Origin of the sequence: Pseudoalteromonas rubra (assembly GCF_004212645.1) — a bacterium.
Taxonomy (GTDB): domain Bacteria; phylum Pseudomonadota; class Gammaproteobacteria; order Enterobacterales; family Alteromonadaceae; genus Pseudoalteromonas; species Pseudoalteromonas rubra_G.
Window position 1 is genome coordinate 25,715 of the sequence record NZ_PPUZ01000039.1, and the last position, 25,547, is coordinate 51,261.

Annotated in this window: 21 protein-coding genes; 3 read left to right on the forward strand and 18 right to left on the reverse strand. The window is 47.7% G+C overall.

What is annotated here, in order from left to right; translation table 11 throughout:
• Positions 1-372 precede the first annotated feature (372 nt).
• Positions 373-1,815 carry a chitinase gene (locus C3B51_RS14350; protein ID WP_125717242.1) on the reverse strand — a complete coding sequence of 481 codons (1,443 nt, stop codon included), beginning with the start codon at positions 1,813-1,815 and terminating at the stop codon, positions 373-375.
• A 286-nt stretch (positions 1,816-2,101) separates the two neighbouring features.
• On the opposite strand from C3B51_RS14350, the gene C3B51_RS14355 reads away from it, so the two are divergent.
• Both C3B51_RS14355 and C3B51_RS14360 read left to right on the forward strand, forming a co-directional pair.
• Positions 2,102-2,659, forward strand: coding sequence for a GNAT family N-acetyltransferase (locus C3B51_RS14355; protein ID WP_130245578.1), 558 nt, complete (start codon positions 2,102-2,104; stop codon positions 2,657-2,659).
• The gene (locus tag C3B51_RS14360) at positions 2,659-3,993 is read left to right on the forward strand and encodes an NAD(P)/FAD-dependent oxidoreductase (protein ID WP_125717243.1); all 1,335 of its coding nucleotides are present in this window, start codon (positions 2,659-2,661) and stop codon (positions 3,991-3,993) included. The genes C3B51_RS14355 and C3B51_RS14360 overlap by 1 nt, the downstream gene beginning before the upstream one ends.
• 41 nt (positions 3,994-4,034) lie before the next feature.
• Here the strand turns inward: C3B51_RS14360 and C3B51_RS14365 are convergent, their stop codons facing one another.
• From C3B51_RS14365 to C3B51_RS14400, 8 genes are all read right to left on the reverse strand, one after another.
• Positions 4,035-4,727 carry an SDR family oxidoreductase gene (locus C3B51_RS14365; RefSeq protein WP_125717244.1) on the reverse strand — a complete coding sequence of 231 codons (693 nt, stop codon included), beginning with the start codon at positions 4,725-4,727 and terminating at the stop codon, positions 4,035-4,037.
• Between the two features lie 64 nt (positions 4,728-4,791).
• Complete coding sequence (locus C3B51_RS14370; protein WP_046007260.1) at positions 4,792-5,172, reverse strand: STAS/SEC14 domain-containing protein; 381 nt, start codon at positions 5,170-5,172, stop codon at positions 4,792-4,794.
• A 7-nt stretch (positions 5,173-5,179) separates the two neighbouring features.
• On the reverse strand, positions 5,180-5,785 hold the full coding sequence (locus C3B51_RS14375) for a LysE family translocator (RefSeq protein ID WP_130245481.1): 606 nt from the start codon (positions 5,783-5,785) through the stop codon (positions 5,180-5,182).
• A 53-nt stretch (positions 5,786-5,838) separates the two neighbouring features.
• On the reverse strand, positions 5,839-7,017 hold the full coding sequence (gene prpF, locus C3B51_RS14380) for a 2-methylaconitate cis-trans isomerase PrpF (RefSeq protein WP_130245482.1): 1,179 nt from the start codon (positions 7,015-7,017) through the stop codon (positions 5,839-5,841).
• A 92-nt stretch (positions 7,018-7,109) separates the two neighbouring features.
• Entirely contained in the window at positions 7,110-9,698 is a 2,589-nt protein-coding gene (acnD, locus tag C3B51_RS14385) for a Fe/S-dependent 2-methylisocitrate dehydratase AcnD (RefSeq protein WP_130245483.1), read from the reverse strand.
• A 97-nt stretch (positions 9,699-9,795) separates the two neighbouring features.
• Positions 9,796-10,917 (reverse strand): bifunctional 2-methylcitrate synthase/citrate synthase, encoded by a 1,122-nt coding sequence (gene prpC / locus C3B51_RS14390; RefSeq protein ID WP_054013548.1) that lies wholly within the window; start codon positions 10,915-10,917, stop codon positions 9,796-9,798.
• Between the two features lie 88 nt (positions 10,918-11,005).
• Entirely contained in the window at positions 11,006-11,884 is an 879-nt protein-coding gene (gene prpB / locus C3B51_RS14395; protein WP_125717407.1) for a methylisocitrate lyase, read from the reverse strand.
• Between the two features lie 31 nt (positions 11,885-11,915).
• Complete coding sequence (locus C3B51_RS14400; protein WP_046007265.1) at positions 11,916-12,587, reverse strand: GntR family transcriptional regulator; 672 nt, start codon at positions 12,585-12,587, stop codon at positions 11,916-11,918.
• A gap of 227 nt (positions 12,588-12,814) precedes the next feature.
• Here C3B51_RS14400 and C3B51_RS14405 point away from each other — a divergent pair, with 227 nt between their 5' ends.
• Positions 12,815-13,534: a substrate-binding periplasmic protein gene (locus tag C3B51_RS14405; protein WP_125717408.1), complete on the forward strand. Its 720-nt coding sequence runs from the start codon at positions 12,815-12,817 to the stop codon at positions 13,532-13,534.
• A gap of 168 nt (positions 13,535-13,702) precedes the next feature.
• On the opposite strand, the gene C3B51_RS24085 is transcribed toward C3B51_RS14405, so the two are convergent.
• The 9 genes from C3B51_RS24085 to C3B51_RS14445 form a co-directional block, all read right to left on the reverse strand.
• Positions 13,703-13,825: a hypothetical protein gene (locus C3B51_RS24085; protein ID WP_276313858.1), complete on the reverse strand. Its 123-nt coding sequence runs from the start codon at positions 13,823-13,825 to the stop codon at positions 13,703-13,705.
• A 66-nt stretch (positions 13,826-13,891) separates the two neighbouring features.
• Positions 13,892-14,239 (reverse strand): hypothetical protein, encoded by a 348-nt coding sequence (locus tag C3B51_RS14410; RefSeq protein ID WP_130245484.1) that lies wholly within the window; start codon positions 14,237-14,239, stop codon positions 13,892-13,894.
• Between the two features lie 337 nt (positions 14,240-14,576).
• Positions 14,577-15,410: an ADP-ribosylglycohydrolase family protein gene (locus C3B51_RS14415; protein ID WP_130245485.1), complete on the reverse strand. Its 834-nt coding sequence runs from the start codon at positions 15,408-15,410 to the stop codon at positions 14,577-14,579.
• Between the two features lie 329 nt (positions 15,411-15,739).
• Positions 15,740-16,567 carry a PKD domain-containing protein gene (locus C3B51_RS14420; RefSeq protein ID WP_165389162.1) on the reverse strand — a complete coding sequence of 276 codons (828 nt, stop codon included), beginning with the start codon at positions 16,565-16,567 and terminating at the stop codon, positions 15,740-15,742.
• 242 nt (positions 16,568-16,809) lie between these two features.
• The gene (locus tag C3B51_RS14425) at positions 16,810-18,288 is read right to left on the reverse strand and encodes an internalin (protein ID WP_125717251.1); all 1,479 of its coding nucleotides are present in this window, start codon (positions 18,286-18,288) and stop codon (positions 16,810-16,812) included.
• A gap of 10 nt (positions 18,289-18,298) precedes the next feature.
• Complete coding sequence (locus C3B51_RS14430; protein WP_130245487.1) at positions 18,299-19,168, reverse strand: GEVED domain-containing protein; 870 nt, start codon at positions 19,166-19,168, stop codon at positions 18,299-18,301.
• 9 nt (positions 19,169-19,177) lie between these two features.
• A complete protein-coding gene (locus C3B51_RS14435; protein ID WP_130245488.1) occupies positions 19,178-20,425 on the reverse strand; it encodes a hypothetical protein in 1,248 nt (415 codons plus the stop codon).
• A 53-nt stretch (positions 20,426-20,478) separates the two neighbouring features.
• A complete protein-coding gene (locus C3B51_RS14440) occupies positions 20,479-22,434 on the reverse strand; it encodes a Hint domain-containing protein (RefSeq protein ID WP_130245489.1) in 1,956 nt (651 codons plus the stop codon).
• Between the two features lie 90 nt (positions 22,435-22,524).
• On the reverse strand, positions 22,525-25,353 hold the full coding sequence (locus C3B51_RS14445; RefSeq protein ID WP_130245490.1) for a M4 family metallopeptidase: 2,829 nt from the start codon (positions 25,351-25,353) through the stop codon (positions 22,525-22,527).
• Positions 25,354-25,547 lie beyond the last annotated feature (194 nt).

Here is a 25,547-nt window from a genome sequence, read left to right on the forward strand (position 1 = left end):
GAATTACGATTGAGCGGGATATTGGGTCAGTAATTTAAAGCCAATCCAGATATGATAACTTGCGCTGTTCGCATGGCTCTAAGTGTTAGGAGGACAGAAGAATGAATAATCAAAATGTATATCTGTCGTGATACAGGAATAGTACAACCAGAGTTTCAGCCAAAGCCGATTATGGAGTAGGAAAGAACCATAAAGGGAGTTAAGCTCTGATTATAATTTAGCTTTTGCAGCCAATATGTATCTCAATAGGTAATACCGGAGTTATTTATTGAGATACATGGTCATAGTTGACTATAAAGCCTCTGGAGCGGCATACTGTCTTTCGCTACATTACGCGTCAGACAGTAAACCTGATACCCGACCGACAAGACATTATTGTGCCGCCGTCACCAACTCCCAGGGTCCGGTGCCGTTTGGCTCATCACCGCGAGTCCACCACTTTGCTACATAGACTTTGCCATTAAAGCTGGCTTTATCGCCCTTAAGATAAACCTTATTTGCCTCCCATGCAGCCACGTTATCAACAGGTGGTTTGTCATCCGGCGGCGGTAGGTTATCAACCACAGTCACAGCGGGCCATCCAGTGTGAGAGCCATAGAAGTTAGTGACACATTTTTCGTAATCACCTTCGACAAGCGCAGAGTAAGCCGTTTGATAACCCACAAGTTTACATTCAAACGAAAAGCCACCGGGACGGTCTGCGTAATACTCCCAGTTTGCTTCCCAGTTGGTGTAAAGCACTTCACCGGCGCCATCCAGATTCAAGCTACCAAATGGCGTTTGCTGCCAGCAGGTGTTTTCCTCATCGCTTTCTACCGGAATATTGTAATAGTGAGATAAGCCCTCCCAGTAACGAATACGATTAACCGGTTGGCCTTTATTTTTGTTGTGCTCACCACATTCAATACCGCCATTAATGACGTTGATTGTGGTGCCAAAGCCGTAGCCAATTCCGGCGTTCAGCTCAGTCTGAGAAGGCACCCAGGTACGATCGATCACGTGCAGCATGGCCGGCTTTGGTGCCTGTGGTGTCAGGAAAAACCAGATTGCAGAGGCCAGGTTAAGCCAGGAGTCGGCAACCAGTGCTGGATTGTTTAACAGCACGGTCGCATCACCGTCAAACATGGCTTCAGAAAACATGCCATAGTTAAAGTGGTAAGACAGCTGTTTGGCACCACGCCCAAAATACCCTTGCCCGTCGGCACACGGCCAGCGACGGTTTTGCCAGTCATTCTGGCCACAGCCTGTGGTATAGCCAGGTTGCCCTTCAGACCAGCCCATTTCGCGCACATGAACCAAGGCTTGTTGCCACTCTTCTAATCTCAGCGGGTTATCCGACACATTGTCTTTCGCAATGTGACCGCCGGTTTCCTGTGCAAAATGAGCAAACGCGGTGACGATAGACTTTTTACAAATGGCGTCTGCATTGCGGCCATCTGTATACTCTCCACAAAACGCCGGAAACTTACCTATTGCACGCAAAAAGCGCGTATAAGTGTATTCTGGCGCAGCCATTTGAGTCAGAAAATCCCATTCGCTTTGGCCAAATACCCGCTCTACGCGTTTCACATTGTCCGGGTTACTGGCCGCGCCCGGAACAATCGCGTCCACCACGGTATTACTGCGAGTTTGTAACGCTTTTGCCCAAACCGCATACATAGGGTCGGCAGTCAGCGCAGCCTCGGCAGCATCAAGACCCGCCCGATCGATAAGATACGCTCCGGTATTATTCGGGTCAGGTTGTACATTCAGCGCCAGTGCCGGGGCACTCAGGCACCCAGCCACTGCCAGGCTGACAAAGTTAAGTTTATTCATAGGACATCCTTTACATGTTGTTGTGTTTTGGGTGCATCATACGCCCCCAGATTTAGGTTGTTATCGTTATGTTGCACAGCCTGCCTTCTAAGATCACCGTAATAACCTCATTCGACACACTGCTGTCACAATTATTACCAAGATGACATCGCTGTCAACAACACCTGGGCATAAAACGAACTAATTTCGTACCGATTTTGTTCAGTTTTTTTGCAACGACTTTGTTTTAATTTGAGAAATGCTGCAAAATGGTGTTTCTGTAAATGACTATTGGCGGTAGCGTATGATCTCAATTCTCCCTCTCGACACATCTCATTACCCGGCAGTTATCGAGCTTGGCAACCTGGTACATGGCGAGAACTACCTGGATCTGGACGGCATCAAAATGATGCATAACTTAGGCACTCAGCATGGGCTCAATGCCTCATTTGTTGCCATTGATGAATCAAATCAGGTGGTCGGGTTCAGAACGTCATACAGTGCCGGTCAATGGCCTATTGATAAATGGTGCACCCCGACATTGTGGCCAGTGGATGAGCAGCATATGGCGTACTTTAAATGTATTGCGATCCACCCGGATGCGCAGGGACAGGGGATTGGACCCAGATTGCTTAAAGCGTCTGTCGAAGTGCTGAAACAACAAGGCGCAAAAGCAGGTGTATCGCACCTTTGGCAGCAAAGCCCCGGTAATGGTGCCGTGAAGTACTTCACCAAAGCGGGGGGTAAACTAATCAAGCTGCACAACGATCGCTGGTTAGATCTTACCTTGTATCAAGGGTATCGATGTCCTCTTTGCGACACAGAATGTCATTGTCAGGCCGCTGAAATGGTACTGGAGTTCTGATGCACGCTTTTGATCCACTCCACGCCCCCCATTGTCAGGGCCAGCCGTTTGCCCCCAGTTACTGGGCTGCCACACAGCCTTTACCTGAGGCCCTGAGCGCCCCACAAACATCAGAGCACTTTGATGTTGCCATTATAGGTGGTGGTTTTACAGGGTTACTGAGTGCTTACTATCTCGCTCAAAACTATCAGCAAAAGGTGTGTGTACTTGAAGCCAATCAGGTGGGCTTTGGCGCCAGTGCCCGCAATGCCGGTTTTGCTTTGCCGGGCTCAGGAAGGCTTGGTTATGGCGATTATGCAAAACGATGGGGACTGGACGTTAGCCGTGGCATTTACGATGAGTTTCACGGTGGCGTCGACCGAGTCAGGTCACTCATTGATGAACACAAAATCGACTGTGATGCACAGGCATCGGGTTATCTGAAAATAGCGCATAATGCTCAGGCTTATGCCAACTTGCAAAGTGCAGCGCAGTTTATCTCAGATAATTTTGGCGGTGAAAGCAGCCAATTGCTCAGCAAGGCAGAACTTGACGCGCAGTTTATGTTGAATCACCACGCCCATGGTGCCATGCGCTACGAGAATGGCTTTGGTTTGCACCCGCTCAAACTCCTGCTCGGCTATCGTGACATGGCTATTAAAGCCGGTGTTACCTTGTTTGAACAGAGCCTGGTCAGCCAGGTTAAACACGGTCAGCGCCACACGCTGAGTGTAAACGATCAGCAAATCAGTGCAGATAAGCTGCTTTATACTGGAAATGCTTATAACAACAAACACAGCCATCCTTTAATCGATAACCGCTACCTGCCTATCCTCAGCAGTATCTTTGTTACCCGCCCGCTCAGCGAGGATGAGCTGACACAAACAGGCCTGAGGACGCATCAGGTAGTAATGGATACGCGCAGGCTAAAGTACTACTACCGACTGCTGCCAGATAACCGCCTGCTGTTTGGTGGACGAGGCGCAGTTTTTGCCAAAGATCAGCACAAAACCAAGTACCTGGCTCACCTCAAAACAGCACTTGCAGAGTGTTTTCCATGCCTCGAAGGTATAGCACATGATTATTACTGGCACGGTTATATTGCCGCAGCTCTGGACGATATGCCCCATGTCTTTTTTGAGGACAATGTTGGATATATTTTAGGTTACTGTGGCTCAGGCGTATCGTTTAGCTCCCAGGCGGCCTATCGACTAGCGCAACTGGCAATGAAAGACACCGTGCCTGATTTACCCCTGTTCCAGCGCCCTTTGCCCAAGATCCCCTTTCCTCAGCTTCGCCGCTTCGGGCAGTTGGGTTACTATCATTTGGCGCAAGTACAGGATAAGTTCTCCTGAGCAAGTTGGCTGGCAAAACTTTGTATTCAGGCTTGTTAACATTACCAGGGAATAGCCAGTCCCTGGTAATCATAGAACCCGCCGCTTTGCGCTTCATGTAGCTCATCCAGCACCTGTTTTAGGCCTTGTGCAGATTCTTCGGCAGAGATCAGGGCATTAGGGCCACCCATATCGGTTTTAACCCAGCCCGGATGCAGCGCCACGGTTTTTATTCCTTCAGGTAACAGGTCATTGGAAAGGCTCTTGATCACCGAATTTAACGCCGCTTTTGAGCTACGATAGATATACCCGCCACCTTTGGTGTTGTTGGTCATGCTGCCAACTTTAGATGACAGCACCGCAAAGGTCTTTAACTTACCCAGTCTTAGTTGCGGGGTGAATGCCTCTGCCAATTTTAGCGGTGCAATCACATTGACTTCCATAACACGCTTCCATTGCTCCACATCACAGTCGCCAAATGCATAGCCTTTTGGGCCATAGACACCAGCATTGTTTATCACCAAATCAATGGGCACATCAATAAGCGATGCGGCGAGTTTTGTCATTTGCGCATAGTTAGTGATATCCAGCGCGACTATCTGTAAATGGCTAAACTGCTGCTCCAGCTGCCACAACGCGTCGGCAGATTGCGGCGCTCTGCAACTTGCTAATACTCTCCAGCCCTGCTCAAGATACAGTTTAACGAGCGCAAGCCCAATGCCACGATTTGCACCTGTGATAAAAAGTGTGTTCATAAATTTATATCAGCCTTTTCTTAGCACCCCAGTGATTATTATATACGTTTAAATCTTGCCGGGATCACTCACTTTGCAGCCAGGACAGGGCATGAGCTTTGTCCTCAAAATAGCGAGATTCCCCATCTACAAACCAGTTTCCAACCATAGCAGCCAGTTTTTGCCAACGACTGTTGCCTAATACCGCTATTTTATAAAAGTCATGGCTGTGGCGCAGTGCCAGTGCTACATCGTCCCAGGCTGCATGCAGCTCCCAGCCCTCAAATTCAGTAACGTCGACCAGTACTCTGATTTGCTGCCCGGCGGCCGCTCTCAGCGCGCTGTCAATCACGGCCTTAATAGCCATATAATCTGCATGACTAACCTTGCCAAGCGCTTTAAAACTCATTAACAGACCGCCATTCAGGCGTTCGGTATCAACAGAGATAGAATGAAAGCGCTCCATGGCAGCCTCAGTTCTGGATATAGGTGGTACTTATCCAAACTAGCAGAGAGGTTAACAAAAAGGCAAAAAATAAACGCAAAATACGCAACTGTTTGGGGGTTTTAATAAAACGGTGTAATACCCCACCAAACACCAGCCACAGGCTATCCACCAAAATGGCAATTGCAAAACACGTTAGCGCAGCCAACACGGCTCCCATCACAGGGCTCGCATCAGGCACACTGTTGTTGGCAAAAATGGCAATACAGGCTGCGTATGCCTTTGGGTTAAGCAAATTCAGAATAAAACCATCCCGAAAACCCACTTCTCCCCCAGACACGTCAGATAAACCACTGCGATTGGTCGCAATTTTATAGGCGACATAAAACAGGTAAGCGATGGCCACGCCCTGACACACAGCACTGAGATTCGGATAGCTTAACAACAGCGCCCCCAGCCCCGTAGCAGCCGCAATAATTGCCACTAACAAGCCCAGCAGAATACCGGATAAAAATGGCACTCCACGGCGCACACCTGAGCTGGCACCAACAGCGGCCAATGCTAAGGGTGCCGGACCTGGCGAGCCAAGCAACAATGCTGTGGTCAGGGCAATAGAAAATAACGCTTCGTACATCTTTTTCGTTCCTTAAAAAACAAGGCCCGGATTAACCGGGCCAATTTTCATCACTAAATTTGTTCTTGCGGGACTCGAACATGTCCCTCCATCACCACTCGGGCGCTGCGGCTCATCACCGCTTTTTTTGCCAGCCAGCGGCCATTTGCCAGTTCGGCTTCTGCGCCCACTTTCAAAGTGCCCGAAGGATGGCCAAAAGTAACGCTGTTGCGCTCACCACCGCCTGCCGCCAGGTTCACCAATGTACCGGGGATAGCAGCAGCCGTGGCAATCGCCACTGCGGCCGTGCCCATCATGGCATGGTGCAGCTTACCCATAGACAGCGCTCGAACAGACAAGTCAATGTCCTGCTGCGAAATAGCCTTGCCACTGGAGGCGGTATACGCCTTAGCACCGCATACAAAAGCAATTTTAGGGGTGTGCTGACGCACCTTGGCTTCGTCAATGTGCTCAATCAGGCCCATTTTTACAGCACCGTAAGCGCGGATCTGCTCAAATCGGGCCAATGCCGCGTCGTCACTATTGATCGCTTCTTGCAGTTCCACACCTGTGTAACCTAAGTCCTCGGCGCGGAAAAACAAGGTTGGGATCCCGGCATTGATCATAGTTACATCAAACGTGCCAATCTCTGGCACTTCCAGTTGGTCGACCAGGTTGCCACTTGGGAACATATCTGCATCGCCGTCGGCTGGATCTATAAATTCCACCACCACTTCAGCGGCAGGAAAGGTCACGCCATCAAGCTCAAAGTCGCCACTTTCCTGCACTTCGCCATTTGCCATAGGCACATGAGCGATAATGGTTTTCTCAATGTTTGCCTGCCAGATCCGTACGACGGCAATGCCGTTTTCGGGTATTCTGCTGGCATCTACCAGGCCATTGCTAATGGCAAAGGCACCTACCGCTGCGGTCAGATTGCCACAGTTGCCACTCCAGTCGATAAAAGGCTTGTCTATCGCGACCTGACCAAATAGATAATCCACATCATGGTCCGCTTTTTCACTTTTCGACAGGATCACGGTTTTGCTGGTACTGGAAGTCGCACCGCCCATACCATCGGTTTGCTTGGCATAAGGATCCGGGCTGCCAATCACTCGCAGTAGCAGTCTGTCGCGTGCTTCCCCAGGCACTTGTGCCGCCTCGGGAAGATCGCTGAGATTAAAAAACACGCCTTTGGAAGTGCCACCGCGCATATAGGTCGCTGGCACACGTAGTTGAGGTTTGAAAGTCATAGTTTTCATCCTAAGTAGCAGAGTGAACACCCTTTGTGGGTGCACTCTGCTCAGACAGGCTCCACAGTTAGTGCGGAGCAAGAATGCAGTGGTTAAGCGTTTGCTTCCAAAAAGTCTTTGGCAAAGCGCTGTAGCACGCCACCGGCTTCGTAAATAGACACTTCTTCTTCTGTGTCCAGACGACACAACACCGGCACTTCAAGCTGCACGCCATTACTGCGGTGGATGATCAGATTCAGCGTTGCGCCTGGTGTGCGTGTGCCTTCGACATCGTAGGTTTCAGTGCCATCCAGCTCCAGCGTTTTACGCGTTGTACCATTTTGGAATTCCAGCGGTAACACGCCCATTCCAATCAGATTGGTACGGTGGATACGCTCAAAGCCTTCAGCCACAATCACTTCTACACCCGCTAAACGCACGCCTTTGGCTGCCCAGTCGCGAGACGAGCCCTGGCCATAATCCGCACCGGCTACGATGATCAGCGGTTGCTTGCGCTCCATATAGGTTTCGATGGCTTCCCACATGCGAGTGACTTTGCCTTCTGGCTCAAGACGCGCCAGTGAGCCCTGCTTCACTTCGCCGTTTTCCAACACCATTTCATTCAGGAGTTTGGGGTTAGCAAAGGTAGCACGCTGTGCCGTTAAATGGTCGCCACGGTGGGTTGCATACGAGTTAAAGTCTTCTTCAGGCAAACCCATTTTCGCCAGATATTCACCAGCGGCACTGGAAGCAAGAATCGCATTCGACGGAGACAAGTGATCTGTGGTGATGTTGTCACCCAGAATCGCCAGTGGTCGCATGCCCTTCATGGTACGCTCACCTGCTAACGCGCCTTCCCAGTAAGGCGGACGGCGGATGTAGGTACTCATCTCACGCCACTGATAGAGCGGGTCGTTGTCTTCACCATAGTCAACGCTCAGGTCAAACATAGGTTCGTAAACGGCACGGAATTGCTCCGGTTTCACGCTCTGCGCGATGACTGCATCAATCTCTTCATCGCTTGGCCAGATGTCTTTTAACGTTACCGGGTTGCCAGCCTGGTCATGACCCAGCACGCCATTTTCGATATCAAAACGCACTGATCCGGCAATCGCATATGCCACAACCAAAGGCGGTGATGCCAGGAAAGCCTGCTTAGCGTAAGGGTGTATGCGACCATCAAAGTTGCGGTTGCCCGATAGGACGGCTGTAGCGTATAGGTCGCGGTCGATCACTTCTTGCTGAATTTTTGGATCTAGTGCCCCACTCATGCCGTTACAGGTGGTACAGGCAAATGCCACGATACCAAAGCCCAGTTGCTCAAGCTCAGGCAATAACTGCGCTTCTTCCATATAAGAACGCACCGCTTTAGAACCCGGCGCAAATGAGGTTTTAACCCACGGCTTGCGGCTCAGGCCCAGTTTGTTGGCATTACGTGCCAGCAAACCAGCGGCCACCACATTACGCGGATTACTGGTGTTGGTACAGCTGGTGATGGCTGCGATGATCACCGCACCGTCTGGCATTTCTCCATCACGCTGCTCGTAATCTGCCACAATGCCTTGCTTGGCCAAGTCTGCCGTTGCAACACGGCGATGCGGGTTTGACGGACCGGCCAGGTTACGGCCAACCGAAGATAAATCAAATTTCAGCACACGCTCGTACTGCGCACCAGTCATGGCATCGGCCCATAAACCAGTGTGCTTAGCATATTGCTCAACCAGCTTGATTTGCTCATCATCACGACCGGTCAGGCGCAGATAATCAATGGTTTGCTGGTCAATATAGAACATGGCAGCCGTGGCGCCATACTCAGGTGTCATGTTCGAAATGGTTGCCCGGTCACCTAAAGACAAGCCCTCGCAGCCTTCGCCGAAGAACTCAAGGTACGAAGAAACCACGCGCTCCTGACGTAAAAATTCCGTGATGGCCAGCACTATGTCTGTGGCGGTGATCCCTGGCTGACGTTTGCCAACCAGCTCTACACCCACAATATCCGGCAGGCGCATATAAGAAGCACGACCCAGCATTACGCTCTCGGCTTCAAGACCCCCTACACCCACGGCAATTACGCCCAGTGCATCCACATGCGGGGTATGGCTGTCGGTTCCAACCAGGGTATCCGGGAATGCCACGCCATCACGCGCCTGGATAACCGGCGACATTTTCTCCAGATTGATCTGGTGCAAAATACCATTGCCCGGCGGGATCACATCAACGTTTTTAAAGGCCGTTTTGGTCCAGTTAATAAAGTGGAAGCGGTCGTCGTTACGGCGGTCTTCAATCGCCCGATTTTTCTCAAAGGCGTTCTCTTCATAACCGGCGTGCTCTACTGCCAGGCTGTGATCAACGATCAGCTGAGTTGGCACCACCGGGTTTACTTTGGCAGGGTCGCCGCCTTTTTCAGCAATGGCATCACGCAAACCGGCAAGGTCTACCAGCGCCGTCTGGCCTAAAATATCATGACAGACCACACGCGCCGGAAACCAGGGGAAATCCAAGTCACGACGACGCTCGATAATTTGGCTCAGATAATCGTTGAGTTTTTCAGGCTCGGCGCGGCGCACCAGGTTTTCTGCTAACACTTTAGAGGTATAAGGTAAGCCATCATACGCACCGGGCTTGATGGCTTCGACCGCTTCGCGCGTGTCGTAATAACACAGCGAAGAGTCAGGTAATTTTTTGCGAAATTGGCTGTTCATAACTACTTCCAGGATTGCTCATTGGCTCAACGGCACAGATCTTTATGATTATTGTCGGTGATCTGTGCCATACAGTGACGAATGTTAAGTTGGGGGATTAACGCTCAGACATAGCTGGAACCGGACGCAGTTCCTCACCCGTATATTCCGCTGACGGACGGATAATACGGTTGTCTGCTCTTTGCTCCATCACGTGACCTGCCCAGCCTGTCAGACGCGACATTACGAAGATAGGCGTAAACAGCTTAGTTGGGATCTTCATAAAGTGATAAGCCGATGCGTGGAAGAAATCCGCATTACAGAACAGCTTCTTCTCGCGCCACATCACCGCTTCGCAACGTACAGAAACCGGATAAAGCACGGTATCACCCACATCAGCTGCCAGCTTTTCAGACCAGCCTTTGATGATTTCGTTACGCGGATCAGACTCAGAGTAGATAGCGTGACCAAAGCCCATGATCTTTTCTTTACGCTCCAGCATGCCCATCATTTCCTGCTCTGCGTGATCGGCCGACTCAAAACGCTCAATCATTTCCATTGCCGCTTCGTTCGCACCACCGTGCAGAGGACCACGTAGCGAGCCGATAGCACCTGTGATACATGAATGCATGTCAGACAGGGTAGAAGCACACACACGTGCAGTGAAGGTAGAGGCGTTAAACTCATGCTCTGCATACAGAATAAGTGAAACGTGCATTACGCGCTCATGCAACTCGCTTGGCTTTTCGCCATGCAACATATGCAGGAAGTGTGCGCCGATTGAATCGTCGTCTGTTTCAACATCAACACGTACACCATCATGGCTAAAGCGATACCAGTAACAGATGATGCTTGGGAAACATGCCAGCATACGATCTGTGATGGCCTGCTGTTGTTCAAAGTCGTGCTCACCTTCCAGGTTACCCAGCATAGAACAACCGGTGCGCAGTACGTCCATTGGGTGTGCGTCGGCCGGAATGCGCTCCAACACTTCTTTTAGTGCCTGTGGCAGACCGCGCTGAGATTTTAGTAGTGCCTTGTAGCTGTCCAGCTCCTGCTGGTTAGGCAATTTACCTTTTAGGATCAGATATGCGACTTCCTCAAACTGACAGTGTTCAGCCAGGTCTTTTACGTCGTAGCCACGATAAGTCAGGCCTGAGCCTGATTTACCCACTGTTGAAAGTGCTGTTTTACCCGCAACCTGACCGCGAAGGCCTGCACCGCTTAATACTTTAGCCATTTTGTTGTCTCCTGAATTTTACCTGCTGGTTAATTTCATTGTGATAAAAGCCGCAGGAACGCGGCTTTATCTTTATCCTTTAAACTTTTTATTTGTTCTTACCTTGCGCAAACAATGCGTCGAGTTTTTGCTCGTACTCGTGATAGCCAAGATAATCATACAAGTCCATACGAGTTTGCATGCTGTCGATGACGGCTTTCTGATCGCCGTTTTCTAAAATTGATTGATACACCATCTCTGCGGCTTTGTTCATTGCGCGGAACGCACTCAGCGGGTAAAGCACCATATCGACGCCCCACTCACCCAGCTCTTTTTTGTTCCACAGCTCTGTTTTACCGAACTCGGTGATATTCGCCAGAATGGGCACATCCAGCGCTTCGGCAAATGCACGATAATGTTCTTCTGTCTGCACAGCTTCTGCGAAAATACCGTCTGCACCGGCTGCAACATAGGCTTTGGCACGCTCAATGGCCGCTTCAAGGCCTTCCTGTGCAAACGCGTCGGTACGCGCCATGATGAAGAAGTCTGGATCGGTACGCGCATCGACTGCTGCTTTGATGCGGTCGACCATTTCGTCTGTCGACACTATCTCTTTGTTAGGACGGTGACCACAGCGCTTTTGCGCAACCTGATCTTCCATATGCACAGCAGCGGCACCCGCTTTTTGCATTTCCTGAATGGTTTTAGCAATGTTAAATGCTCCACCCCAGCCCGTGTCGATATCGACCATCAGAGGCAGGTCACAAGCAGACGTAATACGCTGGACATCCGCAATGACATCGTTTAAAGAGGTGATGCCTAAGTCCGGCAGACCATAAGAGGCATTCGCAACGCCACCGCCTGAAAGGTAGATAGCCTGATGACCGATTTTTTTCGCCATGATGGCGCTGTAAGCATTAATGGTGCCCACAATCTGTAGTGGCTGATTGGCTTTGAGCGCGTCACGAAATCTTTTACCTGCGCTGATGATCCCTGTACTCATAAGTGTGTCTCCCCGATTATGACTGATGCTGTTTGGTTAACTTGGTGGCAATATTATTTTTAGAATATTGAATATGGCGGCGCATCAGCATTTCTGCCAACTCGGCATCTCGATTTGCGATGGCACGCACTATGTGTTTGTGTTCGTCGTAGGCCGTTGTAACGCGTGGCCCGGCCATGCCGAGTTGCACCCGATACATACGCGCCAGGTGATAAATGCCATTGCTCAGCATGGCAATAAGCTGCTGATTCTGACTGCCGACAATAATGCGGTAATGAAAGTCCAGATCGCCTGCTTCCTGATAATAAGATTCGCCGCCTTTGACTTCGTCAAACTGCTCGTTCAACAAGCTGTTGAGCTTAGCAATTTCTTCGTCAGGCATATGCTGTGCTGCCAGACGCGCAGCCATGCCTTCGAGGGCTTCGCGCACCTGATACAACTCCATCAGGCCTTCTTCGCTCAGCGAGACCACTCTGGCCCCCACATTCGGACGACGTTCAACCAGATGGCAGGCCTCAAGGCGGTTTATCGCTTCCCGAACAACCGCTCGACTTACCTCATACTTTGTCGACAATTCCATTTCGCTCAGCTTGGAGCCAGCCGGAATATCACCTTCAACAATCTCTTTTCTAAGCCGGAAAAATGCTTTATCAGAAGCAGTTACGGCACTTTCATGCATAAAGCTCATTATGTCTTTGCCTTCCGGTCTTGTTAAAAGTTGTAGACAATATAGTGCTGCTTTACGTGTACGTCAACCCGATCTGGACCAGATTGTCGACAATTTACAATATAGGGGGTATTCATGAAATTTATAGCTATTCAGCGCCACACTGGCTGACACCTTGAATAATAAGGGCAAGATGACCTGACCCTGCTACACTTTTATCCGTATGCAGATTAAAAGGTATGTTTTTGATGGTAAAAACAGTCGTTACCCTGATGCTGGTCACGCTGCTGAGTAGCTTTCACAGCTGGGCTAAGTTCACCGTAGTCACGGAATTATCTCCGCCCAATCAAACCTGGGTTAACAACCAGGTTGCCGGTGTAAGCACCGAACTGGTTAAAGCCATTTTAGACATAGCTGCACTTGAGGGGGAGTTTTACATGTATCCCTGGGCACGCGCTTTAAATACAGCGAAAGATAAGCCAAACACCCTAATCTACAGTATGGCAAAAACCCCGCAACGAGAAGCCTTGTTTCACTGGATTGGCCCTGTGGCGCTCTTTCACCTCGGTTTTGTAACAAACCAATCGCCCCGAAACATCCAAATTGAAACACTGCAAGACGCCAGGCAATATCGGCTTGCCGTACAAAGAGATGATGTGGCTGCCCAGGTATTGCATAGACTGGGCTTTGAATTTATCGAGACCGCAGATATTCAACAATCCTACCACTTACTGGCGGCTAACAAAGTAGACCTGGTTGTGGACGACCCACGCTATATCAGCGCCATGGCGCAAGCAATGAGGTTACCCGACGGTCACTTTCGCTATGTGCTGGATATTGAACCGCTCAGTGTCAGGGGCTATCTGGCGGCCAGCTTAGCCACTAGCCCGGAGCGGGTTGCTCAACTGCGCGCCGCCTACCAGCAGTTGGTTGATACGCCCTTATATCGCAGAGCGCTTTTTGAGTAGGAGAAGCTGAATTGTAACTCCACCCAAAATAGCAACGGCAAATACCTACGATGAAAACGCCCATTTACCATAAAACAAGATTGAGCTAGTAAAATAGAAGAATACACAGTGAAAATGACAAGACCAGCTAAAAGGCTGGCCTTGTCAAAATGCAAGATGGCTCCTGCATTATTTCATCACACTGTAATCCAGTAGCGATAAATCACCCGATGTGGGCTCTTTATAGCCTGGCAGGGTCTCACCGGGAAATAGTACATCCCACATGCAGCGTTTCACCATGAGTTTTAGCATATCGATGTGGTACTCTTCTTCCGGGTCAATACTATTGTTTTCAATTTCATCGAAAAATACTTCTTCTCAAACACTTACTGCGTAAGGTTGAATGCCATTGTAGTCAGGATCTTCCTGCTTTTTATCTCCAATCAACCCAGAGTCGGAATTCATCCCCAGCCAATGTACCTTATCCGCATTGAACAGCTTAATAAGCTCCTGTCTAAGACGTCCTCTATCTTCATCACTGCGATAATGTTGGTAGCATAATTCCTGCATTTCATAGATACACAAAGACAGCTCACCTAAGAAAGCCTTAGATGGGAATTGGCTCTTAAATTCACCTTCATAGCATATCCCAGGACCCCACTCACCTCTAAACGGTTTGGAGATATGTTTTGTAATAGGATAAATTTCTGAAAAATATACATGCATATTAAAACCTAAACTATTTAGTCTGTCTTTGTTGGGAACATGGTGTCAATGTACCAAGATTTAGTTGAACTATCATAGGCATAGCTGACCTGTACTTTATCCAAATAATGTCGGTTTGCCGGAGTAGCGGCTGGTGCAGGTTTAGTTTGGCCAGCTACTGGTGTATGTCATTTCCCAATACGTTTCATCAATACCTTGTACGGAAAGACGCAACGCACCTGTGCCGAATCCCTGAGACCCAGCAGCTTATTCACAAATGCTTAGGGCTCACCCATTTACCATGTTGCCTTTCAACACAACCCTGTAGCGATGTTATTTTTCTTCTACGCCAATAAACTCATCGCTTCAATGCTTCGAGGCGCAAATCAATATTGGCCAGGTATTCAAGGCCGTAATGAGGATGATCAAACTGAGCAATTAATCCCTGGGGCAGATCTTTTTCGACCTTGTCATAGCAGCTTGCTATACCACAACTGATTGCCGCTACACTGTCTGTGTCTCCGCCTAAGTTTACAGATAGTTCGAGTATATGACTCAGACTACGCGACTGGCTCAGCACCATCAAAACCGCGCTCAGTGTGTCTTCTGAAATAGCTCGGACTGGCCCTTCCCACTGAGCATCAAACACACAACCGAAATCAGTAAGATAATCAGGCAAAGTATCTAGCGTTGCCTTTTTATATAAGCCCGCATGAGTCGCCAGAGCAATACACCTGGCCGCGTTGACCGCAATATCGTGGTCGTGTGTTACCCGGGCTTGCAGCTCAGCTCTACTCATAATTTTTTGCTCATCAGCCAGATAACCCAATGGCAGAGCACGCATCATAGCGCCATTACCAAAGCTATCGGTCTTAACCAGCCAGGCAAACGCTTTAGCATTAGGCGCCTCGGCAAAAGCCTGTTGCAATCGCTTGGCATAGCCATGAACCGGATCTCTGTGGTACGTATCGTAAAAAGCAGCGGCAATCGTTTCGCTGTCCCAGGGTTTATCACTTACCATCAGCTCAGCCAATGCCAGGGACATTTGCGTGTCGTCAGTGTAGCAGGCTGACTCACCAGATAATGCATGTGCCCGGTAGCCACTAAGATCATTGTGTGTACGAATAATATCTTTTGCAACAAACTCAAATCCGGCACCGTATGCATCAGCAATTGCCATTTCAACCAACATCTGGCCTCCTTGTATATTCAAAACAGCTCTGTTTTAGACCCATTCTACTATGTCTAACAAACTCTGCTGCCTCTGGGCTCGACTAAAATGACAGTCTCAAATCACAATATGCTACGTATGAATGCTATTTACAGACAATATGGCGAAATTGACGCTTAAATTCCGATGAGAGAACCTACCGGCTTATTACTTGGTATGAACTTCGTTTTTAATCCTCTCAGCAGGCTACGAAAAACCTCGTCTGCAGAGTTGTATCTAGATGGTGTATTGGAGCTGAAGCATATAGCTGCCAATGGCTGGCAGCTATATGTGTAGGTAGGGCTACTTAACTAGCGACGCCTGCGTATGACACAGGCACCAGCGAGCAATAAGCTCAGGAAATGAAGGCTACCGCCGGATCCTCCTTCATCAGACTTGCCGGTGCCTGGTGTTTTATTGTCGCTTCCTTTGTCGCTACCGGGGTTGTCACCGCCGTCACCTGGGTTATCACCACCGTCACCTGGGTTATCACCACCGTCACCTGGGTTATCACCACCGTCACCTGGGTTGTCACCACCCTCGCCTTGGTTGTCATCACCATCACCTGGGTTGTCATCACCATCACCTGGGTTGTTATCACCATCACCAGGGTTGTCATCACCATCGTCCGGCTTATCACCGTCGTTATCAGCTTCGATGACTTCTATCTGAGCGCTGGCACTCGAGACCACGATTTGCTGCCACAGTGCATCAACCGACAACTCTACAATACCAGATTCTGCAAATTTAGTTGTAAATTTGACGTGGTCTGCTTCTACATTGACAGGTTCACCAGCAACGTACCATTGGTAGTGCAAATCAAGTGGCTCGCTGGACGTCAGGTTTGCCAGAAATTCTACATTTTGCCCCTGTACCACTTCACCGGGCTGTAAGATAACCAGTCCAACAATTTTTGGAGAAATAAGATCAATTTGCTTTTCAGAGGACTCCAGTAGCTTTCCATCCTGATAGACTTCTCGAGTCACGGTATAAATACCAGGTTGTGCGTACTCATGTTCAGGTTCTGCTTCATGAGAAACAGAACCGTCACCAAATCGCCAAAAATACTGCGCATCATTGGCAGACGCTGATACAGTGCAAGTCAGTATGAATAATAGGCTGGTCATTAATTTGTACATAGTCACTCCCTGATAGTGATATTGGACCATACGTGATACCCAAGCTTCATTGATGAAGCCAACGTATGACGGCTCTCATTGTAACATAATCGTTAAAAAATAAAATATAATACGCTAACTAATCCATCTGATAGTACTACTTCAAATGCGTAAATGTACTCACTTGTATTAGGCAATAATTCGGTGCCAGACAGTAATTTTGCGATAGGGCGTATGCCTGCAATCAGACATACGCGTTGATACTACTGCTGAAATGCCACACCGTAAGTGCTTAAAGCAGCCTCACACAATCGCCAGTTCAATATCCCACGGGCAGGCGCACTTGCATCAATAAAAGTGGGCGCCCATCTTAGGTTGCGAAACAGAACACTGTGTGCTTGTGAAACAACCCCTGAGCGAACAGCCTCTTGGCGGGCTAACTCACATTGTTTCCAATCCTGACCATCACTCGAAGGCAATTGCAAATCCGTTATGTCGTAACTGGCAGGACAAGACTTGCCTCGCTGAACACACGCATTTTTCATTTCCTGTACCTTATTTTCACAGGCATAACCAAAAGGGTTATCACGGCAAAACTGGGCAGCGTTGAAAGAAAACCAGGCATTATCGTAGGCAAGCGTTTTGATACGTTTTACAGCCAGGCGCTGCGTCTCAGGTAAGTATGCGTAATAGCTGTTAAGCAGGTTGGCTGCTCTTTGCTCGTCCAGAATAGCTTGTTTAAAGTCATCCTCAAGTTCAGTGATCAGCCACTTAGTCGCATTTCTGACTACCTGATAGTCGGGTACCAATGCGCGCAGTGCCAGAGAGGATTTGTCGTAACGGGTTGTATAATAACGCACAACATTGTAATCACTCAGCGATGACAGCTGGCTATTAAAACCCGTTTTTGCGTACTTAACCGCCTCATAAAACATATCAAAACAAGGTTTTGGGTTATCCAAAGAGCAAGTGATAATATTGTTGGGTATGACCGACAACAATTGTTTTGGGTCGCCGCCCTGTTGCACTGCTCTTACCGTTATTTTGACCGACGATTTTGTGTCATTCTGCAAGTACTTGAGCTGCCCGCCTACATTGAATACACCACCATACAAGTCCACATCCAGATAACCGCCTATATCTGACTTGTCTTTATTACTACCATAATCAATTTTCAAATTAACCAGTACGTTTGCGCCATACTCGATTCCTGTCACAAATTCATCGCCCACCAAAGCCTGCAATTGAGTCTGGTGATTGTTGGCAATACTATCGCCAACTTGTGACAAGGTATATCCCTTGTTTTGGTCCACAGGTAGAAATAGACGCTTTTTCGGAGTACTGGACGCACTAAAAGTATAGGAGCTTGAATAAGTGCTGGATGCCATTTCCTTAGCAAGCGAAGCCCCGGCAGATACGCGTACCACGGGAAAGTTAACATCGGTATCCACGCTGCCATTGAGAATACTCAACATGTCGTCATAACCCATGTCGATACCCGTTTTGAACTGCAACTCAGTGTTACCAAAGCTTTCATCAATAACACCGCTTATTGGCTGAACATTTAGAAAGCGTTTCTTTTGGCTGTCGTAAGCCGTTCCGACTTCGATATGGTCATTAATCAGCCCTGAAACAACCGAGCCAGTCAATACGCTATTGCTCAACTGTGGATCTGCACTTTGTGCATAACCACTTACCAGAGTGAGCTGCATCATTAATAATGTAGAGTAAATTGGATTCATATCATCTTCCTTAACGAACAGTGACCAAGTAATCTTCTACTTCACCGTAGTGGACACGAGTACACGCATTATTTGACCCACCACCGGCGTCCGTTGCAACGCGCATCAACGTCAAACCTTCGGGCACTGTTGCCGGTACGTCTAATAAAAATTGGAAAACACCCATTGATGCAGAACGATACACCATTTCCGAAGACTCAAACTGACCATTGTGATTCCAGTCAACCCATACGCGTGCGGCAACATATGATGGGAACTCCGGATCTTTGTTACCCGGCTTAATCGTGACTTTCGATGCCTGATTCGCTCGCAGCACAAACACTTTGCCCGAAATCATGCTGTGCCCGTGCTTTCCAGATTGGTGCGTGAAATCATCCACTGTGACTTCTGAGATCCACTCCCACTCATGTTCATAGCTACGATTCTCACAATAGGATCTTGGTAGCACGGTGGTTTTAAGCGCTACTGGCTCATATTCCGCTGGCATAATAGAACATGCTTCATCCGCACTGATCCCCGCATACCACTGATATGGGTTGGTAAAATCGGTATTTGCAAAAGTCACGTACTGAGCTTTACCTGCAGCCAACGCAGTATCGGAAAGCCACAAGGCTTTGAGTTGTCGAAGCTTTTCCTCTTTATCGACAATATCGGTTGATGCATGCATCCGCTCCCACAGTTCAACCAGTACATCATCGTAACACTTACTTAGCCAGGCAAATCGGCCTTGAGCTTGTTCAACCGTGAGTAAATCACCTAATTCACTGTATCTGGCTTGTTGGTGATTATCATTGTTTTGCTCTGATACCGAAGCGACGGCCTTTATACCAAAAGCCATCATCAGTACTAGTAAGACTAATAAAAATCTGAGTATGTTCATGAGATATCCTTATCTGAGTACGTCACTGATGGCGCTGTAATCATGGAAGTAAATCAGATTATCTGCCTCGTAATTAATACAGTGATTGCCTTCCGGGTTGCGCTCACAATAGTCGACCAAATCAGCAAACAAGTTCGCGTTAGCCCGGCTTTTGCGCTCAATATCCTGCAACTGTAAAAGTTGCTCTGCAGAAAACTGGGCCGCATAGTAGCGCTGCAAATTTTTGGCACGTCGATACACCAGCCTTTCCTCTATCCAGCGCGCAGTCAGCTCCTTTATAACTAAGCGCGTCAGATAATTTACCGGTGTATAACCATTGTCAGGGATAAGCTGCTGAAGATCAGCACCAGAATCCAGATAGCTGGCAGTATAAACATCGGTAATGTTGTAATCCGCCAATGAGTCAAACTGGTTGATGTAGTCCGTTTTTAGGTAATGTATCGCTGCCTCAAATAAGTTGAAACAGGGCTGAGGGTTGAGTAATGTGCACTGCATGATACCATCAGGTATGACTTGAAATAACCTATTTGGATCTCCCCCACTTTGCATACCACTTATCGTGATATTCACTGAGTTTCGCTTTTCTTCACTTATCTTCTGAAGTTCGCCGTCGACTTTAACTTTGCCTATCCAGTCAACACTCAGGTATCCGCCTATTGCGCGTTTGTCTGTTTCATTTCTGTACTCAATTTTCATGTTAATAACTACATTCGAACCATAGGCAAAGCCCTGAACAAACCCATCTCCCAGGTTGCTCGCTTTATTGCCGGGATACGCAGTCGCCAGCTCCTTCGCGGCCAATGTCGGCTGATAGCCGATATCATCGCTGGGAACCAATATCCTGGATTTAGGTTTGATAGAAGAATAAACCGTGTATGTACCTGTATACCTGTCTGCACTGATGTCTTTGGCATAGTTCGAGCCAGCATCAACACGCACTGCTGGCAGTTCAAAACCAGCATCTACCTTACCATCAATCAACTTAAGGGCTTGCTGATAGCTCAGGTCAACACCTACTCTGAAATCAATGTGCGTATTACCCAAGTGCTCAACTTGTTTATCAAGTACTGATTGCAGCCCCAAAAATAGTTTACCTTTGCTTTGGTAGGCTGTGCCAAGCGGGACAAGATCTGTACTCTGACCAATGGACGTTCGTTCTTCTACTTCATGGACAGCTAAAGTGTGGGCATGTGCCTTGACCAATAGAAAGAGCGCCCCCAATACCAACATAAACGAAACCACATTACGTATTTTCATTATCATATCTCCATGAAAGGCCCGTCTGGGCCTTTAGGTTTGTCAATCCATGACTACTGCTTAATGCTATTCAGATAATCCTGATGCCAGGCCTGAGGCAAGCGATTAAGCACATCTTCTGTCGTTTCCACCTTGTTGTTAAACTCATGCTCACTTTGCATTGCCAGGTCACCCACTTGCAGGCCATTGGCAAACATACTGAAAGACTCTCCTGGTTGATAATCCGGGTCATCTTTACCGCGGCCCAAACGGAGATTGTATACCTTATCGGTAAACTCAACCTCCTCAATAAGAGTAATCATTTCTAGTCCGCTTGCGGTTAAAATCTGCGCTCCTTGCTCAACCTTGCTAGCCCATACCGCTTTGCCTGATTGCATCACAACAGGGTGAGATTCAGTTAACAACAGTGTTTTGCCCGACTTGGTCGTGAGCTGAACCATGGGAATGGTTTCAACACCCACGGATATATCCTCAATCGTCAGGGCTATATGATTAGCGGGTGTAAACTCACTGGCACCCAGCACCTGATCGCCCACTTCAAGCTGCTCTATAGGAAGTTGCTTACCGTTTGGTAGCGTGATTAAAGAGCCTTCGGCCAGACAACTGTAGACAATTTGCAATGTCGGGTGGCCTATATCAGACCAGCTACTACTGTCCATTTCGGTAGAGCCAATCACATAAGAAGTCGTTGATGGCGCTCTGCCTGGACGTACTACATGATCAAGCGCAAAATGCATTATCCAGTGGGAATCCTGGTATCTGCCAAATAAAGTGGCATCTCCGAACACCCCTTGACGCTGCGGGATATCCCAGGATATTTTTGTCATATCCATGACACCAGAATTGCTATAGGTAAGTGTTAAGCTTTTCGCAAAGATGTCGCTGATATCCTGATAACCAGACCCGCCAATAGGTACCGCCCCCCCACCCTCTTTAGTCTGAATAAAAATATTCGTGCCATGGTTCACGAAAACTGGTTTATCAATCACAGGATTCTCGACTAGCGTAACTTTTCCGTTTTCTTCTACCGTCTCTAGTGTGGTAAAATCAGGAAGGTAAATACGTGTTACTTTCCCCACCACGTCAAAGCTCCCTTTGAACGGCACTTTTAGTTTGGTTTCACTATTGGGCGTTCCTGTTGGGTAAATGTTTTCATAGTCACAATTTCCATAATTCCGATTCAAGCACATAACAATCCTGCCATCAGGCACGTCTGCACCGGCTTCAGAGCGGTTGTCTCTTGGCATCTCAACCTCTGTCTCGAATCCAACTCGTCCGGCTAAAGGCAGTAATGTGCTAATTACCTCACCGGAGACACCCGATTTCGACTGAGAAAAATAACCTAGTTTAGCAAGCAAAGTATCCTTTGAATATTCCACTACAACATTTCGATCTTCCAAAACCTGCTTGTTGTTGGAATCCTTGTATACTACGGTAATCCAGCCATCTGCAAAGATACGATCTGAAGCTGCAAGTCTGGAAAGAACATCTTGTGCCTTTGCGAAGGAATATACAGATTTGCGTTTAGCCTCCTGCCCGTCGCCAAAATATTCATTGTATGCAGACAAGGTCAACTGCTCGCCTTTTTCATTGATCAGACGAAGGTCTATCAATGTATAGTCGGTCGACACAGTTTTACTGTTTAACGCAGATAACACAACATAGGGCTCACCAGTAGCACTACTAGTTGCAACTTCAACCCCCATATGTTTAAAAAAAGAGCACAGTTCAGGCCTGCCGCTTAAACAGTTTTGTAGTGAACTGGAACCCGAATTGCCCGCTACTGATACTTCTTGATTCAGCCTTTGTTCAATCAGTGAATACAAGTGAGGTCGATTGCTTTTACTCAACCCATGCTGTGCCAGTCGTGCTTTTAAACGCTCATTTTTAATCTGTATATCTTGTTGGTAGGCAACATTGCTATCGGCTTTTAGTGGATCCGCAAAGGCATCAGGCATAACGACAGCCGTCCCCAATGCAAGTGCAATGGATAAATACAGAGGTTTCATATTTTATTCCCTTAATATGGAGAGTTATTTGAGCAAACGCTCAGGTCCCGCCCGCGATATGCTGGCGAAACCCTACAGCAATTCATTCAATTAAGTCGGGTGGAGCACGTTGTAGGTTGTAGGTGTGGCTATTTTTGTTTGACATGCTAATAAATTTGATAATTCTCTATATGTATAGAGCTGCGAACTCGTTTCAGGTACTGATTCTAAGCAAGTCGGAATATCAAAAGGATACAAGATGCCGTTTGAGAGTGGTACATGCACTGCACTATCTGCGTTCACCGGTTGCTCAAAGTCACCCGAGGACTGCACATTGTCTGGCATAGGGCTGTTAGTGAATTTAACTTTGTTACCGCTTTGAATTTCCAGGCTGAAATCAGTGCGCGACCACTGGCTTGTGCCTAAGGTGTCGACTTTAACATCGAAAACTTGGCCTTCATCTAAATTGCCGCATGAAAAGAAAAAACCATATCTGGAACCGACAACCACTCGCATCATGATTTTGCCCGGCAGGAAACCCTCGGGCAAAGAAAAAGTGACCTGCCCAGTACTTGTAATCTTCTCTTCGAGATACACTTCTTGTTCTTCGTACGCACCATTGCGGTTAGTATCCAGTAATACAGTCACATTTTGACCGACAACATCAGTGTCTAACTCAATCGAGTTCTCCTGATTAAGATACATATCTAGGGGCTGGTCCAATATCTCCTGATAGTTCTGTGGTAGTAACGGCAAATTGTGACCATTAATCAACAAATGATTCATCAGGCCTGCATTTTCTTCTCTAAATAACGGTGGACAAACCACACCCAGAGAGCGCGAATAATAATCTCTGTAAGCAAACAACTCTTCACCATCAGTTTTGACTACGTTGAGCTTAAAACGCGTCAGCAAATCAGGTTCAATAACATGGGTCCTTTGTAAAAACGGGTAAATAGCGGTACCTGAATTACGCGACCAGTCTTCAGTGAGCCCATTCCCCCAATCAACAGCAATACGCTCTATTTCACCAATAGGTAAGGTCCCGATTAAATACCTGAACTCGTCATACTGCGGTACCGCCGTGACTGCCAGACTGGAAATCTCCGATGATTGCGCCACCAACCCCACGAGGTGCAGCGCACCATCGACATTACTCTGCGCTTCCTGTACCGACTTATTCACAACATCTGAATCTGCAACCAATATCAAGCAGGCTGCTGCATCATCAAAGCTGGCATTGGTCGGCAGGCAGGATACATTCGCTTTCAGAAATAACTTAAACGCCTCTTTAATTGTCCAGTCGTAGGTTTTCACTAGCTCATAAAACGCTTTTCTGAAAATACCACCCGCGTTGTAGCTTGACATATTCGCGCGATACATGCTCAGGTGGTCAATGCCACGGCCATCCATTGACGGAAGTGCAAAATAGCGATGCCCTATGTCCTGGGTTTTAACATCCCAGCCAAGCCACCACTTTTTATCGTCTTGCGGGCGCCCTGTACCATCCAATATTTGCGTTAAAAATGGCTCTGAGGTGCTAAAACTGCCAAATACTCTGCGCTGTAAGTAATCCAGTACGGCAAGGCTCGCAATATCAGAAAATGCTTGATAAAATGCACCTCCCTTCTTACGACTTTTCAGCTGACTATTCCAGTGTGTCAATGCATACGCAGCTTCGTGGGCGACTACGCTTGATACAGTTAGCGAATAACTAGAATAGCTGTCGCCACTTCCAAAATTAGTATAGGTACCATCCCAATAAGCATTGTTCATACCAAGAAAATTATGATGTACCCTCTGTTTTAGTATATGGAGACAGTAACCGTTTTCCGAGCAATGAGTGTCCTGTTCAGGAAATAGCTCACCCAGCTGTTTGTGAAAAAACTGCATTGTCAACCCGCCATAAAAGTGGGCTTCATTCACAGGGCCGTAACTAAACCGGTGGTAGTACAACTTATCGACCATAGTTCGATCAAAATTTTCAAGCTTATCATTGCAGTCAAATTCACTAGGCTTTGTTTCATGAATTAGATTGTCAATTGTCTGCACATATGGATTTTCTAAAAAACAACGTCCCCCCTCTTTTCTGACAACAAAAGGGTAGCCATTAAACTCGGAAAAGATAAGAGGGCGATCCGTGCCGCTGGTATCATTAAAAAGTAGTTCCGTTGAGGGGCTGGTCGTTTCATCATATTGATACCTGAGGCAAGCCTCCATTGTTGAAGGCTGTGGTGAATAACATATAGCCCCCATTTTCTCGTTGCCACCGATGCCACCAGCAGCAACGTATTGCCCGTCATCTGAAAGACGTTTTGCATCTTGCTCATCACTAGCAGAGTGAATAACACCTTGCTCAGATTTTAGGATGTTTAGTGTATCCGCGTCGATGGTAAGTAAGCGTATACCCTCTTTCGAAGTGGTGGTGACCTGAAACACGCCAATTAAGCGGCCTTGCCAAGTCAAATAACCACGCTTAAGATCTTGCAACTTTGTCTCGGACGTTAAGCCCGAACCTGCCGCCAGTTGTTGCTCTATGTCAGCCGGGGGTAGATGAAAAAAACGTCCATCAGCTGCACTAGTTACCTCTTGTGCTCTCAAAGTTGCACCCAGCCCCTGCAAGACTTTACCGTTACTGTCTCTGACGAGTACAAACTGGCCTTCAATTACTGGTATACCACGATAATAGACTTGGTAATGTTCAAAACGCTTGGTTTTTCCTATCGTTTTTATCCGCTGATAACGTATTCCGTTATCCGTGAGCGCACTGCCCATTGCTGCGGGTAAAGCTCGAGGCTGTTTCTTGAGCTGCGCCTCAACTTCGTGCCACAGGTGCTTTTGGTTTAATAATGAATGTGTGTCAACCCACTGTGTTTCGGCGTTGCTCAGACAGCTGACCCCGAACAGAAAGGCCGCTAAAGAGGCATTTTTTATAGGCATTCACTCTCTCCCTGAATACTTAGAATCTAAAAATTAGGCATTTTCCTTTTAGGTTTGATACTTTTCTCTCATTAACACCTTGGAGATACAGTTGCCTTTACTCAAGCGATACAAACCTAACGTATTGCGTAATAAAAGCGTAATTGACTAACGACCAAATTGAAACAAAAAACAAACAACCTGTTAAATTTTCA

What these genes read in the sequence shown, in the direction of transcription:
- C3B51_RS14350 (WP_125717242.1), bottom strand. Translation starts at nt 1,815, where the DNA reads ATGAATAAACTTAACTTTGTCAGCCTGGCAGTGGCTGGGTGCCTGAGT.
- C3B51_RS14440 (WP_130245489.1), bottom strand. Translation starts at nt 22,434, where the DNA reads ATGAAACCTCTGTATTTATCCATTGCACTTGCATTGGGGACGGCTGTC.
- C3B51_RS14430 (WP_130245487.1), bottom strand. Translation starts at nt 19,168, where the DNA reads ATGAACATACTCAGATTTTTATTAGTCTTACTAGTACTGATGATGGCT.
- C3B51_RS14415 (WP_130245485.1), bottom strand. Translation starts at nt 15,410, where the DNA reads ATGTTGGTTGAAATGGCAATTGCTGATGCATACGGTGCCGGATTTGAG.
- prpC (WP_054013548.1), bottom strand. Translation starts at nt 10,917, where the DNA reads ATGGCTAAAGTATTAAGCGGTGCAGGCCTTCGCGGTCAGGTTGCGGGT.
- C3B51_RS14425 (WP_125717251.1), bottom strand. Translation starts at nt 18,288, where the DNA reads ATGAATCCAATTTACTCTACATTATTAATGATGCAGCTCACTCTGGTA.
- C3B51_RS14370 (WP_046007260.1), bottom strand. Translation starts at nt 5,172, where the DNA reads ATGGAGCGCTTTCATTCTATCTCTGTTGATACCGAACGCCTGAATGGC.
- C3B51_RS14375 (WP_130245481.1), bottom strand. Translation starts at nt 5,785, where the DNA reads ATGTACGAAGCGTTATTTTCTATTGCCCTGACCACAGCATTGTTGCTT.
- C3B51_RS14435 (WP_130245488.1), bottom strand. Translation starts at nt 20,425, where the DNA reads ATGAAAATACGTAATGTGGTTTCGTTTATGTTGGTATTGGGGGCGCTC.
- C3B51_RS14400 (WP_046007265.1), bottom strand. Translation starts at nt 12,587, where the DNA reads ATGAGCTTTATGCATGAAAGTGCCGTAACTGCTTCTGATAAAGCATTT.
- C3B51_RS14420 (WP_165389162.1), bottom strand. Translation starts at nt 16,567, where the DNA reads ATGTACAAATTAATGACCAGCCTATTATTCATACTGACTTGCACTGTA.
- C3B51_RS14405 (WP_125717408.1), top strand. Translation starts at nt 12,815, where the DNA reads ATGGTAAAAACAGTCGTTACCCTGATGCTGGTCACGCTGCTGAGTAGC.
- C3B51_RS14410 (WP_130245484.1), bottom strand. Translation starts at nt 14,239, where the DNA reads ATGCATGTATATTTTTCAGAAATTTATCCTATTACAAAACATATCTCC.
- C3B51_RS14445 (WP_130245490.1), bottom strand. Translation starts at nt 25,353, where the DNA reads ATGCCTATAAAAAATGCCTCTTTAGCGGCCTTTCTGTTCGGGGTCAGC.
- C3B51_RS14365 (WP_125717244.1), bottom strand. Translation starts at nt 4,727, where the DNA reads ATGAACACACTTTTTATCACAGGTGCAAATCGTGGCATTGGGCTTGCG.
- C3B51_RS24085 (WP_276313858.1), bottom strand. Translation starts at nt 13,825, where the DNA reads ATGCTAAAACTCATGGTGAAACGCTGCATGTGGGATGTACTATTTCCC.
- acnD (WP_130245483.1), bottom strand. Translation starts at nt 9,698, where the DNA reads ATGAACAGCCAATTTCGCAAAAAATTACCTGACTCTTCGCTGTGTTAT.
- C3B51_RS14360 (WP_125717243.1), top strand. Translation starts at nt 2,659, where the DNA reads ATGCACGCTTTTGATCCACTCCACGCCCCCCATTGTCAGGGCCAGCCG.
- prpF (WP_130245482.1), bottom strand. Translation starts at nt 7,017, where the DNA reads ATGACTTTCAAACCTCAACTACGTGTGCCAGCGACCTATATGCGCGGT.